The sequence below is a fragment of the Paenibacillus tundrae genome, assembly GCF_036884255.1.
GTDB lineage: Bacteria > Bacillota > Bacilli > Paenibacillales > Paenibacillaceae > Paenibacillus.
In genome coordinates this window covers 3,346,409-3,362,860 of sequence record NZ_CP145605.1, presented here as the reverse complement: position 1 = coordinate 3,362,860, position 16,452 = coordinate 3,346,409, and the positions used below count along the sequence as shown (strand labels likewise).

17 protein-coding genes are annotated in these 16,452 nt (G+C 41.1%); 15 read left to right on the top strand and 2 right to left on the bottom strand.

Going from position 1 to position 16,452, the window contains the following annotated elements:
* Nucleotides 1-3 precede the first annotated feature (3 nt).
* The 4 genes from V6W81_RS15085 to V6W81_RS15070 all read left to right on the top strand — a co-directional run bounded on the left by V6W81_RS15085 (nucleotide 4) and on the right by V6W81_RS15070 (nucleotide 5,146).
* A complete protein-coding gene (locus V6W81_RS15085; RefSeq protein ID WP_105598987.1) occupies nucleotides 4-537 on the top strand; it encodes a chromate transporter in 534 nt (177 codons plus the stop codon).
* Nucleotides 538-890: 353 nt separating this feature from the next.
* Nucleotides 891-2,780, top strand: coding sequence for a beta-glucoside-specific PTS transporter subunit IIABC (locus V6W81_RS15080; protein ID WP_338539578.1), 1,890 nt, complete (start codon nucleotides 891-893; stop codon nucleotides 2,778-2,780).
* Nucleotides 2,781-2,797: 17 nt separating this feature from the next.
* On the top strand, nucleotides 2,798-4,204 hold the full coding sequence (locus V6W81_RS15075; protein WP_237175024.1) for a glycoside hydrolase family 1 protein: 1,407 nt from the start codon (nucleotides 2,798-2,800) through the stop codon (nucleotides 4,202-4,204).
* Between the two features lie 93 nt (nucleotides 4,205-4,297).
* Complete coding sequence (locus V6W81_RS15070; protein ID WP_076331736.1) at nucleotides 4,298-5,146, top strand: BglG family transcription antiterminator; 849 nt, start codon at nucleotides 4,298-4,300, stop codon at nucleotides 5,144-5,146.
* 252 nt (nucleotides 5,147-5,398) lie between these two features.
* Here the strand turns inward: V6W81_RS15070 and V6W81_RS15065 are convergent, their stop codons facing one another.
* A complete protein-coding gene (locus V6W81_RS15065) occupies nucleotides 5,399-6,364 on the bottom strand; it encodes a LacI family DNA-binding transcriptional regulator (protein WP_338539577.1) in 966 nt (321 codons plus the stop codon).
* A 140-nt stretch (nucleotides 6,365-6,504) separates the two neighbouring features.
* Here V6W81_RS15065 and V6W81_RS15060 point away from each other — a divergent pair, with 140 nt between their 5' ends.
* The gene (locus V6W81_RS15060; protein ID WP_338539576.1) at nucleotides 6,505-7,827 is read left to right on the top strand and encodes a 6-phospho-beta-glucosidase; all 1,323 of its coding nucleotides are present in this window, start codon (nucleotides 6,505-6,507) and stop codon (nucleotides 7,825-7,827) included.
* Between the two features lie 160 nt (nucleotides 7,828-7,987).
* Here V6W81_RS15060 and V6W81_RS15055 read toward each other — a convergent pair whose 3' ends face one another.
* Nucleotides 7,988-8,662: a GntR family transcriptional regulator gene (locus V6W81_RS15055; RefSeq protein WP_076331733.1), complete on the bottom strand. Its 675-nt coding sequence runs from the start codon at nucleotides 8,660-8,662 to the stop codon at nucleotides 7,988-7,990.
* Nucleotides 8,663-8,887: 225 nt separating this feature from the next.
* Between V6W81_RS15055 and ytxJ the strand changes: the two genes are divergently transcribed.
* The 10 genes from ytxJ (at nucleotide 8,888) to V6W81_RS15010 (ending at nucleotide 16,417) form a co-directional block, all read left to right on the top strand.
* Nucleotides 8,888-9,226, top strand: a complete 339-nt coding sequence (gene ytxJ / locus V6W81_RS15050) for a bacillithiol system redox-active protein YtxJ (protein WP_338539575.1) — start codon at nucleotides 8,888-8,890, stop codon at nucleotides 9,224-9,226.
* A 43-nt stretch (nucleotides 9,227-9,269) separates the two neighbouring features.
* Entirely contained in the window at nucleotides 9,270-9,734 is a 465-nt protein-coding gene (locus V6W81_RS15045; RefSeq protein ID WP_338539574.1) for a DinB family protein, read from the top strand.
* Nucleotides 9,735-9,770: 36 nt separating this feature from the next.
* Nucleotides 9,771-10,262, top strand: coding sequence for an OsmC family protein (locus V6W81_RS15040; RefSeq protein WP_338539573.1), 492 nt, complete (start codon nucleotides 9,771-9,773; stop codon nucleotides 10,260-10,262).
* Nucleotides 10,263-10,302: 40 nt separating this feature from the next.
* Nucleotides 10,303-10,644 carry a thioredoxin family protein gene (locus V6W81_RS15035; protein ID WP_338539572.1) on the top strand — a complete coding sequence of 114 codons (342 nt, stop codon included), beginning with the start codon at nucleotides 10,303-10,305 and terminating at the stop codon, nucleotides 10,642-10,644.
* A gap of 141 nt (nucleotides 10,645-10,785) precedes the next feature.
* Nucleotides 10,786-11,466: a hypothetical protein gene (locus V6W81_RS15030; protein ID WP_338539571.1), complete on the top strand. Its 681-nt coding sequence runs from the start codon at nucleotides 10,786-10,788 to the stop codon at nucleotides 11,464-11,466.
* A 51-nt stretch (nucleotides 11,467-11,517) separates the two neighbouring features.
* Nucleotides 11,518-12,222: a cytochrome c biogenesis CcdA family protein gene (locus V6W81_RS15025; RefSeq protein WP_338544005.1), complete on the top strand. Its 705-nt coding sequence runs from the start codon at nucleotides 11,518-11,520 to the stop codon at nucleotides 12,220-12,222.
* 16 nt (nucleotides 12,223-12,238) lie between these two features.
* Complete coding sequence (locus V6W81_RS15020) at nucleotides 12,239-12,802, top strand: TlpA family protein disulfide reductase (protein WP_338539570.1); 564 nt, start codon at nucleotides 12,239-12,241, stop codon at nucleotides 12,800-12,802.
* A 102-nt stretch (nucleotides 12,803-12,904) separates the two neighbouring features.
* Nucleotides 12,905-13,303, top strand: coding sequence for a rhodanese-like domain-containing protein (locus V6W81_RS29205; RefSeq protein ID WP_430700875.1), 399 nt, complete (start codon nucleotides 12,905-12,907; stop codon nucleotides 13,301-13,303).
* Between the two features lie 233 nt (nucleotides 13,304-13,536).
* Entirely contained in the window at nucleotides 13,537-14,379 is an 843-nt protein-coding gene (gene licT / locus V6W81_RS15015; RefSeq protein ID WP_338539569.1) for a BglG family transcription antiterminator LicT, read from the top strand.
* A 106-nt stretch (nucleotides 14,380-14,485) separates the two neighbouring features.
* Nucleotides 14,486-16,417: a beta-glucoside-specific PTS transporter subunit IIABC gene (locus V6W81_RS15010; RefSeq protein ID WP_338539568.1), complete on the top strand. Its 1,932-nt coding sequence runs from the start codon at nucleotides 14,486-14,488 to the stop codon at nucleotides 16,415-16,417.
* Nucleotides 16,418-16,452 lie beyond the last annotated feature (35 nt).

Sequence of the window (16,452 nt, the reverse complement as noted above, 5' to 3'; positions counted from 1 at the left end):
CGCATGTTGTGGGAATTGTTTATCTTATTTTTGAAAATTGGATCTCTTTCATTTGGTGGTGGGTATGCAGTAATAACTCTCATTCAACGCGAAGTGACTGAAAAAGGATGGATTAAGCCAGAACAGTTTCAAGATATTGTTGCATTAGCTGGGATGGCCCCAGGTTCCATTGCTACGAATACTGCAACTCTAATCGGTTACTCTCAAATGGGCATCTTAGGTGGGATCATATCTACTATTGGGATAATTTTGCCCTCTCTCGTTATAGTCATCCTTTTTGCAGCTTTTTTTCTCCGCGTACAAAGCAATCATTGGGTCCGATCTTCGTTTTATGGACTGCGTCCAATCATTACAGGACTTATCATTTATGCTGCGATCCACTTTGGAATTGGAGGGCATAAGGAACCATTGTTTAGCTGGTCAACCTTCGGGATGCTTGTCATTTGTGTCAGTAGTCTCATCGCGGTAACTAAATACAAGATCCATCCATTCGCAGTAATCTTGTTATCAGCAGTAGGCGGTATTGTTATATATTGATAGATATTCCGGGCTGAACAGATATGTAATAAAGCACTCATGAAGAACAAACGGACCCTTTCTACGATGATAAAGATAAGGAGTATTAAGAACCGTATATTGGGTCAAAGATCGACTAGAAATATACGCTTAACGTATGCTCAATGAAACCGCTTGTATTTTGATTATCGCCCGGTTATAATACAATAAACAAAAGAATAACCGGACATGTCACTGGTAAAGCAGGCAGGATCCATAAAGATTAGATAACACTTTGAAGTGCTATCTAATTTTTAGAGGATACCTGTCTTTTTTGTTTTTGTTTATTGTATGGCCGAACAATAAACGCACATATCCACCGAGGGGGAACGAGAATGAATTATGAAAAAACGGCAAAAGATATTCTGAATTATGTAGGTGGGAAACAGAATGTAGCTCATTTAGGGCATTGTGCAACACGATTACGATTTACTCTGAAGGATGATCGTCAAGCGGATGTTGAAGCGATCAAGAAAGTGCCAGGCGTACTTGATGTCGTTAACAAAGGTCAATTTCAAGTTGTCGTAGGTAATACTGTCGTTGAAGTTTATGATGAACTGGTGAAAGCAGGCAATTTTGAGGGTGGGACAGGAGACGAGGCTGATGCCAAGTCAAATGATTCCAAACGGGAGAAAAAGAAAATCGGATCAATGATTCTTGATTTTTTTGTTAGTGTATTCCAACCTTTGATTCCAGCCATGGCCGGAGCAGGGATTCTAAAATCGATGCTGTTATTGTTATCCGTCATTGGGTTGATCGATTCAAAAGGTTCAACGTATATCGTCCTAACTTCCATTAGCGGTGCAGTTTTTTATTTCTTGCCTATTTTGGTGGCGCTTACTGCGGCTGCAAAACTAAAAGTTAATCATGTGGTTGCAGCTGCTGCTATGAGTGTTCTGCTGTTCCCCGACATGATTGCGAATTTAGGGAGTGGGGCTAGTTTCCTTTCTATTCCTTTAACTAATGTAAATTATGCCTCGCAAGTTTTTCCATCGATCTTAGGCGTTATATTCTATGCCTTTATGGAAAGATTTTTCTTTAAAGTATCACCTAAGCCGATTCGTGTCTTTTTCGTGCCGATGATGTCCTTGCTTCTAACGGTTCCTGTGACTCTGGGTGTTTTAGGCCCACTTGGTTTTCATTTGGGAACGTATTTAACAGCCGCTATACTCTTTTTATTTTCTAATTTCGGTTGGGTTGCCGTCGGCATTTTGGCAGCACTCCTTCCGTTTATGATTGCTACTGGTATGCATAAAGCACTGACGCCATACGTTATTTCCGCCATAGCTGCCTCTGGCAAGGAACTTCTCCTGTTGCCTGCTTTATTCGCACATAATATGGCTGAAAGCGCGGCAAGTTTTGCCGTGGCGATTCGCACAAAGGATACGAGACTAAGAGGAGTCGCTGTGTCATCTGCTATTTCCGCTATGTTTGGTATTGCGGAGCCAGCCCTATACGGAGTTACGCTACAACGAAAGCGTGTACTCACAAGTATTGTTATCTCCAGTTTGATTGGCGGATTGAGTCTTGGATTGCTTGGAGTAGCGGGTAGTACGGTAGTGAGTCCAAGCTTGGCTAGCATCTCGATGTTTATTGATCCAAGCAACAAAATGAATTTTGTATACGCGATCTTGGGTTTGGTTATTTCTTATGTTCTCTCTTTTGTGCTTACGTTATTTTTGTGGAAAGACGATGCTCAGCGACCAGGTGAATCGAATGCCGTGGATAACAAAGAATCAACGAAGAGCATGAATACGGTGGTTAGAAGCAAAGAAGTAGTTGCCATCAAACAGCCTGTTCAGGGGAAAATTATTCCTCTTACAGAAGTAAATGATGATGTGTTTTCAACCAAATCGATGGGAGAAGGGATAGCCGTCATTCCTTCGAAAGGCGAACTCTATGCCCCAACGGACGGGATCATTAAAATGGTATTCCGTACTCAACATGCTGTCGCGATGGAAACAGCCAATGGAAGCGAGTTGCTCTTCCACATTGGCATTGACACGGTGAAATTAAAAGGAAAGTTTTTTGAGTCCCAGGTCAAAATCGGAGACCAGGTAAAAGCAGGAGATATACTCGTCAAGTTTGACATCGAAGGAATCATTGAAGCGGGGTATGATCCCGTATTGATAACTGTCGTTACAAGCAGAGAGGGCTACGATGTCCAATGTGCAGAGGGCAACCGTAAAGATAATGATCCTTTAATGTTTATAACTACTATATAAATGGAGGGGAAGTAATAATGAAACAAGGATTTCCGAATGATTTCTTATGGGGCGGCGCAACAGCCGCCAACCAGTGTGAAGGAGCATTTTTAAAAGACGGTAAAGGGTTAAGTACGGCTGATGTAATGACTTCAGGGGATGTGGATTCTCCCAGAAAAATAACTGAAAGTATTAAGGAAGACGAATACTATCCGAGTCATGTAGGTATTGATCACTACAATCGTTTTAAGGAAGATCTTTCTTTGTTTGCCGAGATGGGATTTAAGTGTTATCGCCTGTCCATTAATTGGACACGTATTTTTCCTAATGGAGACGAAGAAATTCCAATTGAGGCAGGATTAGAATATTATGATCAAATATTCGACACATGCAGAGAATACGGGATTGAGCCATTGGTTACAATATCCCATTTTGAAACCCCCCTTGGATTGTTGGAATATGGTTCATGGGAAAACCGCAAGGTAGTTGACTTTTATTTAAACTACTGTCAAGTTATTTTTAATCGCTATAAAGGCAAGGTAAAGTACTGGATTACATTTAATGAGATTAATGTTATGTCAACTAAGGCCTGGATGGCTGGGGGGATTAATTCGGATAATGAGCAGACAAGAATGATTGCAGCCTATCATCAGTTTCTAGCTAGCGCTAAGGCTGTTCAGCTTGCGCATGCAATTGATCCGGAAAATAAAGTCGGAATGATGTATGCCGGACACTTTTCGTATCCCAACAGTTGCGATCCCGAAGATATGCAAGCTAATGCTGATTTCATGCAGAAAATGTTGTTTTATTGCGACGTACAATGTCGAGGTTATTATCCGGCATACAAGTTAAAGGAATTTGAACGTCAGGGGATTGTTTTACCTATTCGGGAAGATGATTTGGAACAATTATTGAAAGGGAAAGTTGATTTTCTGTCGTATAGTTATTACTTAACACATGTTGTCGGGAAGGAAACCAGCACAGAATTTAAAGGATTAAATGGCGTGAAAACAGGATACAAAAACCCTTATCTGCCAACAACAGAATGGGGATGGAGCATCAATCCGATGGGACTTCGATATTCGTTAAATCTACTATATGACCGCTATCAAATTCCGCTGATGATCGTGGAGAACGGGATGGGCGCGGTCGATAAGGTCGAGAAAGACCGGAGTATCCATGATTCGTATCGAATCGATTATTTGCGCCAACACATAGAGCAGATGAGAAAGGCCATTGAGATCGACGGTATTCCTGTAATGGGGTATACCATGTGGTCACCGATCGATATTATCTCGGCGAGCACGGGTGAAATGAAGAAAAGATACGGCCTAATCTACGTAGACGTGGATGATTATGGAAATGGGACATTTCAACGAATAAGGAAAGACTCGTTCTTTTGGTATCAGCAAGTAATTCAGTCGAATGGTAGCGATCTCGATTAATGATGTTGTTCGTAATCGCCTTGTTCTTTGTGTAGATTGCTATCTAAATCGTTTAAATTCCCTTTAGATTAGTGAAATGGAAGAGGTGATCAAATGAAGAAGATAAAAAAAGTATTGAATTCAAATGTGGTTTTAGCAGAGGATCAGCAAAAAAATGAATTTATCCTTCTAGGCAAAGGCATTGGATACGGAAGGAAAATGGGAACTGCGATTGAAGAGCATCAAGCCGATCAAATTTTCATTCCCGTCGAAAACATTAAAGTTAAAGAATTTCTTGGTCTTCTGGACACCATTTCTCCAGTGTTTGTGGAACTAACACAAAAGATCGTAACGTATGCGGAGAAAGAGCTTTCGGTTACCCTTAACGCGAGTGTTTATTTTATGCTGATGGACCATTTGAGTTTTGCGGTGGAAAGGCACAAGAAAAACATCAATATAACAAATCGGGTATATTGGGAAATCAAAACTTATTATCCCAAAGAATATAAAGTGGGCGTGTTTGCTCTTCAGCTGATGAATCAAACTCTACAAACGGATCTACCTGTTGAGGAAGCAGCTAATATTGCTTTTCATTTAATTAATGCTCAAGGGGAGCACAGTGACTCTTCCGACGGAATGAAATTTGCCAAGATGATCGGAAGCATCGTTAACCTGGCTAAGTATACGTTTAATATTGAGATGGACGATGATAATGTTCATTACAGTCGGTTTATCACCCATATCAAATTTTTTGTGGAACGATTTTATTCAGGTCAGATGTTGAATGATGAGAGCCACGTTCTATTCGAGCATATCGCTAGCTTGCATCCTGAGGCCATGTCAGGGGCATTTAAGATCCGAGAATATATTGAGCAAGTTTACGGAAAAGCTGTGCCAAACGAAGAGTTGGCATACCTCGCAGTACATCTGCATAGGTTAATTAACTACAATCAGCTCGGGTGACTGAATTTTCAAAATGAGTAACCACTAAATCGTACTGCCGATTTAGTGGTTTTTCGTATGTTTTTCTGGGAGAACCCAAAAACTCCATCGGATTCCATATGGCTTTCAGAATTGTGGCAAGCCAGTGCGAACCGGCAAAAGCAAGGCTACCTGTACTCACACCTTCTAGATAGAAACGACCAAGTGAGAGAAAAAGTCCAATTAAACTCCAGATCATTTCATAAAAAATGTGGGGTGATAATATTGTGATAGTCATGTTGATTGTCGTTCAACTAAAGTATATTTCAGAGGGATTAACTCTTTGGTAGTGGTATCAAGCATGTTTTGAATAATCGTGAAAGCATTCTCTGCTTGCTGATCAACTGGATAATGAATTGTCGTCAAATCGAATAAATGAGCCACCTCGGTATTATCAAATCCGATGATCCCAACGTCACCTGGAACCGAAAATTTAGACCTCCGTAGTTCAGCAATAAATCCGGCTGCAACCTCATCATTAGCACAAAAAATAGCATCAGGTCTGTTTGTTTGTGCAATCCACCATTTTGCAAGTTCTTCTCCGTCTCGCACATAAATCATATCCTGAAAATTCGGGAAGTCCACCGTCAATTTATATTTGGTAATAAAGTCAGCGTATGCTCTCATGCGCTCTTTTGTGTTAAGTCCGTTAGATATGGGATATACACTAAGGATCTCTCTGTATCCTTTGAGGTATAAGTGTTCGAGTCCAATCCTATATGCTTCGTATTGATCCATAAACACAGAGGGGATATAACTGTTTTCAAGCCGCTGCCATGTGACGATCGGGCCATATTTGGTATAGGATTCGATAACCTTCCACTCATTGCTTCGGAGCACGCATACTATAGCGTCCAGTTGTTTCCGTTTCAGCATTTCGAGTGCCACCAGTTCTTTCTCTACCTGACCATTCGTAATGAACAGAGTGATGTTGAATCCGTGTTTCTCGGCAGACTGGGTGAAGGCCTGCATGAATCTGATAAGTAGCGGATTGAAAGCGACTGCAACAATTCCAATCAAACAGGTAGCGCCCTTTTTTAGAGATATTGCATTGCCGTTAGGTACATAATCCAGTTGTTCCATGATTTCAATTACTTTCTTTCTGGTTGATTCGCTTACGTACGGATGCCTATTAATAACACGTGAAATGGTTGCAGTGGATACACCCGCCAAACGGGCAATCTCGCTGATATTTGCCATGTAATCCACCTCTTTGTTGTAATCTCGCCATCTCAATGAGCTTATAAATAAATCGTGGTATTGATGCTTGATATGTAATGCATTACACAATTTACAGTAAAACTATGATTCAGAAAACACTTACATCAGGAGGAAAAGATATGAAAAAAGTATTAAAGATTGTAACCATCGGCGGTGGTTCCAGCTATACACCGGAACTCATGGAAGGTTTTATCAAACGCCATCATGAACTTCCTGTCAAAGAATTATGGCTTGTGGACATCGAGACGGGGAAGGAAAAACTCGAGGTCGTTGGTGCCATGGCTAAGCGTATGGTAAAAGCCGCAGGAATCGACTGTGAAGTTCATTTATCGCTAGATCGCCGGGAAGCATTAAAGGATGCTGACTTTGTAACTACACAGCTTAGAGTAGGGCAGATGGATGCCCGGATCAAGGACGAAACTATTCCCAATAAATATGGAATGATTGGACAAGAAACAAATGGGGCAGGAGGCATGTTAAAAGCTTTTCGAACCATTCCGGTCATTTTAGATATTGTCAATGAAATGAAAGAACTCTGTCCGGATGCATGGCTCATTAACTTCACCAATCCTGCAGGCATGGTGACGGAAGCGGTTCTCCGTTACGGAAAGTGGGACAAAGTGATCGGACTATGCAATGTTCCTATTATGTCCACCAAAATTGAATCAGCCGTATTGGAAAAACAGGAGGAAGAATTGTTCTTCAAATTTGCGGGCATTAACCATCTGCACTGGCACAAGATTTACGATAAGTCAGGAGAAGATCTTACCCTTGAAGCAATCGATAAAATGTACGGACCGGAAGCCAAAGCGGATAAAATGGTTGAGAATATCAAAAATATGCGATTTTTGCACGAACAGGTTCTCCAACTGGAAATGCTTCCTTGTCCATACCACCGTTACTACTACATGACGGATGCCATGATCCAGGAAGAGCTGGAAGAAGTAAACACAGTAGGTAGTCGCGGTCAAGTCGTTAAACAGTTGGAAGAAAGCCTTTTTGAACTTTACAGGAATCCGACGCTGGATTACAAACCGAAAGAGCTGGAAAAAAGAGGTGGTGCGCATTATAGTGATGCTGCATGTGAGATCATCAATTCCATTTATAACGATAAAGGGACTCGAATGGTTGTAAGCACTCGGAACAACGGGGCAATCAGTGATCTGCCGCCTGAGAGTGCGATTGAAATTACAAGCATGATTACTTCTCACGGTGCAGAACCTTTACATTTTGGCTCATTCCCTTCCGCACAACGAGGATTGTTACAAGTAATGAAAGCAATGGAAGAACTCACTATAGAAGCCGCTGTGACAGGCGATTATGCTACGGCATTACAAGCATTTACCATGAATCCGCTTGTTCAAAGTGGCGACACAGCAAAGGCCTTGCTGGATGAGTTGCTTGAAGCCCACCGAGCTTATTTACCACAGTTTCATCAATAAAGTAAGAATGTTTAACAAGATCACGAATATTCATCAGCATTAGTCACCTGATTACACAGAATATCCCTGAATTCAACGGTTGGATTAATTCGTACCGAGTTCAAGGATATTCTGAGTAATTGCTTACATAAAAAGTAAATCCAATCGTATACGTTTGCTCTTATTGCAATAGCATGTCGAATAACAGAGTCACATCTTGGGACGAGCTTACAGATATTATTTTTGTTTCTGAAGATCCAGCTTTCTTTTTTACAACTTCCGTCATTTCGTTCACGGTAACTACCACATCCGCTTTTTGTATAGCTTGAAAAAGCTCCTCGTCTGGTGATGAAATATCAATCGATTGAATGTCTGCCGATGAACGACGCTGGATTTCCTCCAGATAAAACAGGCAGGCCATTGTTTTGCATTCAATGAAAAGGTAATGCTTCTTCTTCTCGTGTTTGGCTCCAAATAATTGTGTATATGCAAATCCTGACAACATGACATTTTCTATATTGAAACCTTGTTCAAATGCGTCTTTTACGGTCTTCTCCACGAATGAAAAATAAGGATTTTGCTGCTTGAATTCCTTTATGCGGTCTTCATTAGCTATTTGAGTTCCTCGTCCTTTTTGCATGATCAGCAGTCCTTCTTCTTTGAGCTGTGAATATATCCACTGTATCGTGTTTCTATTAACAGAGAGCTGCTCCGCTAATTCATTCGTTGAAGGCAAAGCATCATCCGCTCTCAGAAAGTCTTTACTGATCAGCCATTTAATTTGTTCTTTAATTTGCACATTAATAGGCAGTGGAGATTGGGGATCTGTTTTGAAGGGCAAACGAGAATGTTCCATAATAACCATCCAACTTTCTGGGTTAACTAGTGTTCTAGATAAGCTCAATATTAAAACAATCGTTCACAAAAATCAATGAAGGGAATAAACAATAGGAATAATGGTTTTATATGAGAACAGATCATCTTGACAAATATAAATCATTCGAATAACATTATCCTAGTTAACCAATTAACTATGTAACTAGACATCAAGAAATGATTATTCTACTAAGGAGTGATTTTGTTGAACTGGAAAGAGATATCGACACTGGACCAATGGAAAGAAGTATTGGAACAGTCGGATCAACGCGGAAAGATAATACTTAAGCATAGCACTACATGCCCAGTGAGTGCGAATGCACTAGCGGAATACGAACAGTACATCAAAGAGAGCCACACTGAAGACATTGATTTTTATCTTGTTAAGGTCTTTGAATCGCGTCATGTGTCTAATCAAATTACTCACGATCTTGATGTTAAACATGAATCTCCTCAAATTATCTATGTTAATAACAAAGAGAAATTTTGGACTACCTCTCATTGGTCGATTACAAAAGAACACATAGCCGCTGTTTTGAACTAATAACTACTACTTTATAAACCTAACAAATGAAGGATGGTATACAATGAATTATTCACACTTTGCCAAACAATTAGATATCACTCGCGGAAATTTATACAAAGTATTGGAATCGGTATCCGAAACTAGCGCCGACAAACAATCCGTTGGATTCAGTAACACTATACGTTGGAATGTTGGGCACATTCTTACAGTAGCTGAAATGTTTATTTTCAACAATCTCCAAACTTCTGGCCTACCTAAGGAATATACCAGCTTGTTCGCTCCCGGTACCAAACCCTCTGACTGGACAGGTGAGCTCATTCCGTTGTCAACATTACTTGCGCAGTTGCAGGATCAGGTTGTACGCATCAAACAACACGTAGAGATTTATTCTGATGAAACCCTGCCAGAACCATTGAAATTGGGACCTGTTCTCCAATTGAATAGCATGGGGGAAGTGTGTAACTTAGCCCTGTATCACGAAGCGATGCATACGGGATTCACCCATGCCTTAAAGCGCATCGTCTAAGGGAAACTGACTGGATAATAAAAGGAGCGGATCGACATGGCCGATATGAAATCTAATTTGAACACTGCATGGTATAAAGACACTAAAGGTAGCGGTAGGCTGAAGGCAGATTATCTTAAAACGAATATCGCGATTCCCGAGTCTTCGGGAGGGAGTGGGGAAGGAGCCAATCCTAAAGAATTATTGGTTTCCTCTGCCACTACTTGTTACATCATGACACTCGTGTATATGTTGGAACAGAAGCAACTGTCAGTTACTGGAATAGTGATGAACACAGAGGCTGTAAATTCCAAAGAAGAAGGATTTCGAATTGTCCATCTTCCTCAAGTTATTTTGTCCGCGAATTCCACTGAAGAGCAGATTCAGTCTGTGCGCAAAATCATGATTAGCGCAGAGCAAGTGTGTGAAGTAGGAAATCTGCTCAAAAAAGCAGGTGTTCAGATTGAAGTCGAAGGCAAAGTAGAGATTGAATCTGATACAGATGTAGTAAGTCAATACATTGAGGAAAACCAACTAAACTGGGATTGACGTTCATTCATAATGCAGGTTCGTCAGTGAGGATACAGACATGAAAGAAATGATGGAATTAACTTCGCTGGATAGGATGGAACGGTTTGTTGATGAACATGAATTAAGTTTTATATATGTATCTCAAACGAATTGCAGTGTTTGTCATGCATTGCTCCCTAAGATCAGAATGCTATTAGAAGAATATCCTATGATTCAATTGGGGCATATCGACATTCACGATGTAGAGAGCATAGCAGAGAAATATATGATTTTCACAGCTCCGGTCATGTTGCTGATCATAGAACAGAAGGAATATGTTAGAGCAGATCGATTTGTTCGCTTTAACGAACTAAAGAATAAATTGGATCAGATATACGAATTGTACACCCAGTCCATGTAAACCCAATGAATCAAAACTCTTGGGAACAACACCGGGCAAAAGCACACTCACTTGAGCTGGCACCCATAAGATTTGGAGCCAGCTTGATTCATTTTCCTTTGATTACTTGTGCCGACTGTGCACTCGAATAGGAGATACGCCTTGGAGTCTATTACAATTGGTCCTTTCAATATTAGCCTGGAAATGTTGATCGGTAGTACTTCCGTACTTGCAGGTTATTTTGTCTTAAAATGGCGTCTATATGTAATGCGAAACGTTGAAGGAACTTCGATTGATCATCTCATGACAAATATTTTCATTGCAGGTCTCTTTATTTGGAAATTTAGCCCCCTGATTTTGGACTTTCAGCTAGTCATTCACGATCCAATGTCCCTGATCTATCTTAATGGAGGAACAAATGGTCTCTGGATTGCTACCTTGTTTGGTTGCATCGTGTTGATGATTCATACGTGGAGAAAGAAACTTGCTTTCTTTCTGTTCCCTGACCTCATGCTGACGTTCTACCTAGCTTCATCTGCCCTGTATGGGCTGTTACATTTTATTCTTCTCGAAGGAGGAGTTCGATCTATAGCGTTAGGCTTACTAGGTTTAGTTATGGTCATCGTTCAATTCAAATTCAACAACATACGAATGGTTTCTTTTCTAGGATTAATAGTAACCGTCTTATGGTACAGCGTTGGCAGGACAGTGATCGCCTTCGTGGACCGAAACAATGAAATTGTTGTCTACGGGATTGCCGCTGAACAGCTGTTTTTTCTTAGTGCGGCATGCATCTCTTTTTTGACTAAAATCATACTAGAGAGGCGAACCGGACACGATTGATTTTTATCCATGGGGGAATCTGATCCGTGAAGGAGTGACGATTTGGAACAAGTGACGCTCTTAGTAGCATTTACAGCAGGTGCGCTTTCATTTTTTTCCCCTTGTGTCTTCCCGCTTGTACCTGCTTATGTTTCGCATATATCGAACACAATGGTTGAAGCAGGAAGGATTGCGGCGAATCGGAAACAGTTATTCCTCCGATCGATTGGTTTTATCCTCGGATTTGGAATTATTTTTATATTGATGGGAGCTTCCGCCAGCGCCATCGGGAATTTCATTTCTATGCGCAGGGAATTAATCGAGAAGTTCGGCGGGATTTTAATTATCGTATTCGGATTGCAGATGATGGGTTTGCTGAAACTCAAGTTCTTGATGAATTCCAAACCATTGCAAAACAAAAAGAAATATGGTGGCTGGTTCGGTTCCTTCTTTCTCGGACTGGCCTTTGGTGCAGGTTGGACGCCCTGTGTAGGACTCGCATTATCCTCCATATTAATCTTGGCTGGTTCTTCCGAATCCCTATATCAAGGGATCGGTCTCTTAGCGGTCTATTCATTAGGTTTGGGTATTCCTTTTTTGCTTATTTCGCTGTTAGTTACATTTTCGCTATCGATCGTTAAGCTCATTAATCGGGCCCTTCCTGTGCTGAGCGTATTCAACGGAGCCATCATGGTGGCTTTGGGCGTTATGCTGTATACCGGGAGTTTCCAACGATTAAGTGCAATGCTTGCCAAGTACTCATTTTTCAGTTTCTAATGGAGGACTACTGCTCGTGAAAAATATTCGTAATATGCTCGTTGGCTTTTTTCTGGCAGGCTTGGTTGTATGGGGAGTCTACGATCATCTGCGCGAACAAAATGGATTGAAGTTACAAGAAAATGAGGATGTTATCAGCGGCATGAAAATAGGCATTCAGGAGGGTGAAATTGCACCAAATTTTAAGCTGTCATCCATGGATAACGAAGAAATGTCGCTGACTGAATTGAAGGGTAAAAGGGTTTTGCTGAATTTCTGGGCCACTTGGTGCCCACCGTGTCGTGCCGAAATGCCACATATCGAGAAATTTCATGAAGAGCATAAAGATCAAAACGTTGTCGTTATAGGGATCAATTTGAGTTATACGGAAGATTCGATAGAGGATGTGTCAACATTCCTTCGAAAATATAATGTAACCTTCCCTATTTTGAAAGATGAGAAGGCACGGGTAGCTGATTTATTTGCGATCCACTCGTACCCGACCACCTATATGATTGATTCCAGTGGGGTTATTCGCCAAAAATTTCAAGGTGCAATTACGTACGATACGATGAAAACAGCGATGGATTCCATGAATTGAAACGCTTTTGGTAAGAAGGATGTCTGGCATTGTCACGTAGCTTGGGGAAAAAGTTCAAGCAAGTTTCAGGTCTTGCAATTTTGTGGAGGAAGGGATAGTACGATGACATTGATTTATATCTTATTGGGGCTGGCGGGTATATGGGGACTGACTCAACTATGGCCTCTGCGTTCCCTTACTTATATTAATATCGAGGACTTGGACCTCACTCAAGAACGTTGGGGAAAGGTGAAAATCCTGGATGTCAGAGACGCGAGCGAGTATTGGACTGGTCATATTCCGGGCACAATAAATATCTCGGTTGGCAGACTGCCTGTATTGTGGAGCAAACATATTGAGCCGCATGATGAAGTATTCATCTTTTCCCGCAGTTGGATTCAGCGAAAAAAAGCTGCCAGAATTCTGGCACGTCGGGGCTTTCGGCAGTTGTATGCTGTTAGAGGTGGTTTTCTTTCAACTAATAAGGGAAACGTGGCATCTCCGTGTCCATGTATGCAATGAAGCGTTTCATTAATGGCTGTGCAACAGATTTAAGGCAAAAACAAGCAGTTGAACAAATTAAAATGGTTATTGCTAAATCTTTCGGCCGCGGCTATAATGAGAATGCGAGTTAAGGATAGTGATTGTTTAATTACAAGCTAGACCTGCTTGCACATCGTGAATTTGCGCTATATTTAGCGTTTATTTCGAGATGTGCGGGTGGGTCTTTTTATTTGTATTAAGGGGGAAATGAGATGATTATTCTTAAGATCCTTAACAATAATGTGGCGGTTACACAAGATAAATTGGGACAGGAAGTCATTGTGATGGGCAGGGGAATTGCTTACCAAAAGAGAATAGGCGATGCTCTTGACGAGCAAAGCATTGATAAAATTTACTCCCTTTCCACCAAGGAGGCATTTATCAAATTCCAGGAACTTCTGACGGAAATCCCTTTAGATTACTTCGATGTTGCGGATAGAATCATAAATTTCGCAAAAATGACGCTAGGCAAAAAACTGAATGATAGTGTATATATATCGCTCAGCGACCATATTTTCTCAACCGTAAGCCGTTTCAAAGACGGGATCTCCCTCAAAAATGCTTTACTTTGGGATATTAAACGGTTTTACGCGGATGAGTATAAAGTTGGTTTGAAGGCGCTTCAATTCATCAAGGAGTCTTTTGATATTCAGTTTCCGGAAGATGAGGCTGGTTTCTTGGCTTTGCACATCGTCAATGCGGAGGATCGCCAAGAAAGTCAGGATATCTACAGAGTGACTAAAATCATTCAGGAAATTAGCGACATTGTCAGGTATTATTTTCAAATTGAATTCGATGAGCAATCCGTAGCATTCTATCGATTTATTACGCACCTGAAATTTTTCGCTCAAAGATTAATCAGTGGAAATTTACATGAGAATGAAAGCGATCAGGATCTTCTGGATGTGATAAAAGGAAAACATCAGAATGCGTATCGTTGTGTGGGGAAAATCGAAACCTACATCAAAAACAACTACAATTACAGCCTTACGAGTGAAGAAAAGCTGTATTTGACGGTCCACATTCAACGCGTGGTGTATAAGACAAGAGCATAACGTAACCATGAAAGGAGGTGAGGGTTTAAGAGCAAGCAGGATGGTGACATTAAGTTGGCCAAACCCTTCACTATGCTGTTTCAGCTAGAATATGGAGGAGAACATAATGGGAAAATATCAACAGTTAGCGAAAGAGATTGTGAGTCAAGTAGGGGGATTAGATAACATTGGTGACCTCACTCATTGCGTTACAAGGTTAAGATTTCATCTGAAGGACGATTCCATACCCGATGATGAAGTTATGAAAAAGCTGGACGGGATAGTAACAGTCTTACGTTCAGGTGGGCAATATCAAGTCGTTATTGGAAATCATGTTTCTGAAGTTTATTCGGAGGTCAGCTCAATAATTAAACTGAATCCAGACAATACGAGTTTTTCAACCGAAAAAGGTGTTAAAAAGAAAAAGCCACTGGACGCTTTCATTGATGTAATATCAAGCCTGTTTCAACCTATTCTCGGCATTCTGTTAGCTGCGGGGATGCTGAAAGGCTTCAATACATTGTTCAGCACACTACATCTTTATACAACGGATAGCGGGGCATATATGATCATTAATGCCATGGGGGACGCTTTGTTTATGTTCCTCCCTGTATTTTTGGGATATACATCTGCTAACAAGTTTAAAGTACAACCCTTTATCGGTATACTCATTGGATTAGCTATGTGTTATCCCGCTATTCAGTTGGATGCCTTGGCAGGATCCAGAGAGCCACTTTACACGCTATTCAGCGGATCTGCCTTCAGTTCTCCAGTTTATCTGGATGTGTTCGGCGTTCCATTGATCAGCATGAACTACACATCCACTGTTCTGCCAATCATCATCGTTGTTTACTTTGCATCTAAAGTTCAACGTACGCTGGATAAGATTGTTCCGAGTGCGATTAAATTTTTCATGATCCCGATGGTCACGGTGCTGATTTCCTTATCCTTGGGCTTCCTATTGATCGGACCTGTTGCGAGTTATGCGTCTGAATTAATTGCTCAAGGCATACTGGTGGTACGAGACGCAAGTCCATTATTTGCAGGATTCCTTTTGGGGCTCTCATGGCAAGTACTTGTCGTGTTCGGACTACATTGGGGACTCATCCCTTTATATATTAACAACATTACGAGCATGGGATATGACACTATCATGGCCTCCGTCTTTGCAACTTCATTTGCGCAGTTGGCCATTGTGCTTGCAATTATCGTGAAAACCAAGGATAAAAAGCTTAAGGCTCTAGGCTTCCCTTCGGCCATTTCTGCATTGTTTGGCATCACTGAACCGGTCGTTTACGGTATTATCCTGCCACGCAAGAAGCTGTTTATTATGAGTTGTATCGTTTCGGGCGTTGCCGGCGGATTTTATGGAATGTACAACCTTAGAGAGTTTACTTTCGGTGGATTTGGTGTATTTGAGTTTTTGACGATGTTCGACCCTAAAGCACCAGGCACGTCTAATATTATGATTGCCATCATTGGTGTAGTGTTTACCATGGTTGTCTCGTTTGCATTAACACTCGTCATGTTCAAGGATGATAAGACGGAAGCTGATTCTGCTACATTGTCTGTAGATCCACCTAAATCAGTGTCTAAGATTGGAAAAAAACATACGATGCTCAGTCCGATGAACGGGGAGATCATTCCGATTAAAGACGTTCAGGATGAGGCTTTCTCCCAAGAACTATTAGGTCGAGGGATTGGAATTCGTCCTTCTACAGGCGAACTGGTTGCCCCCTTTGCCGGAAAAATCGTTACGCTCTTCCCGACTAAACATGCCGTTGGAATAATTTCGGATGAAGGAATGGAAGTATTGATTCACATCGGTTTTAACACCGTTCGATTGAAAGGAAAGCATTTTGAAAGTTTCGTGCAAGAAGGGGACATTGTGCATCAAGGGCAGAAACTTGTCGAATTTAACATTGCCGAGATCGAGAAAGAAGGATATTCCTTAGTGACGCCAATGATTGTTACAAACACGGAGAATTATCTGGAAATCGTCGAGACCAAAGAAAATAAAGTGAACACAGGCGATGTGCTGCTGACAGGCTTGTTGTAAGAGAATAACTATATAATTTATAAATAGAAGGAGAC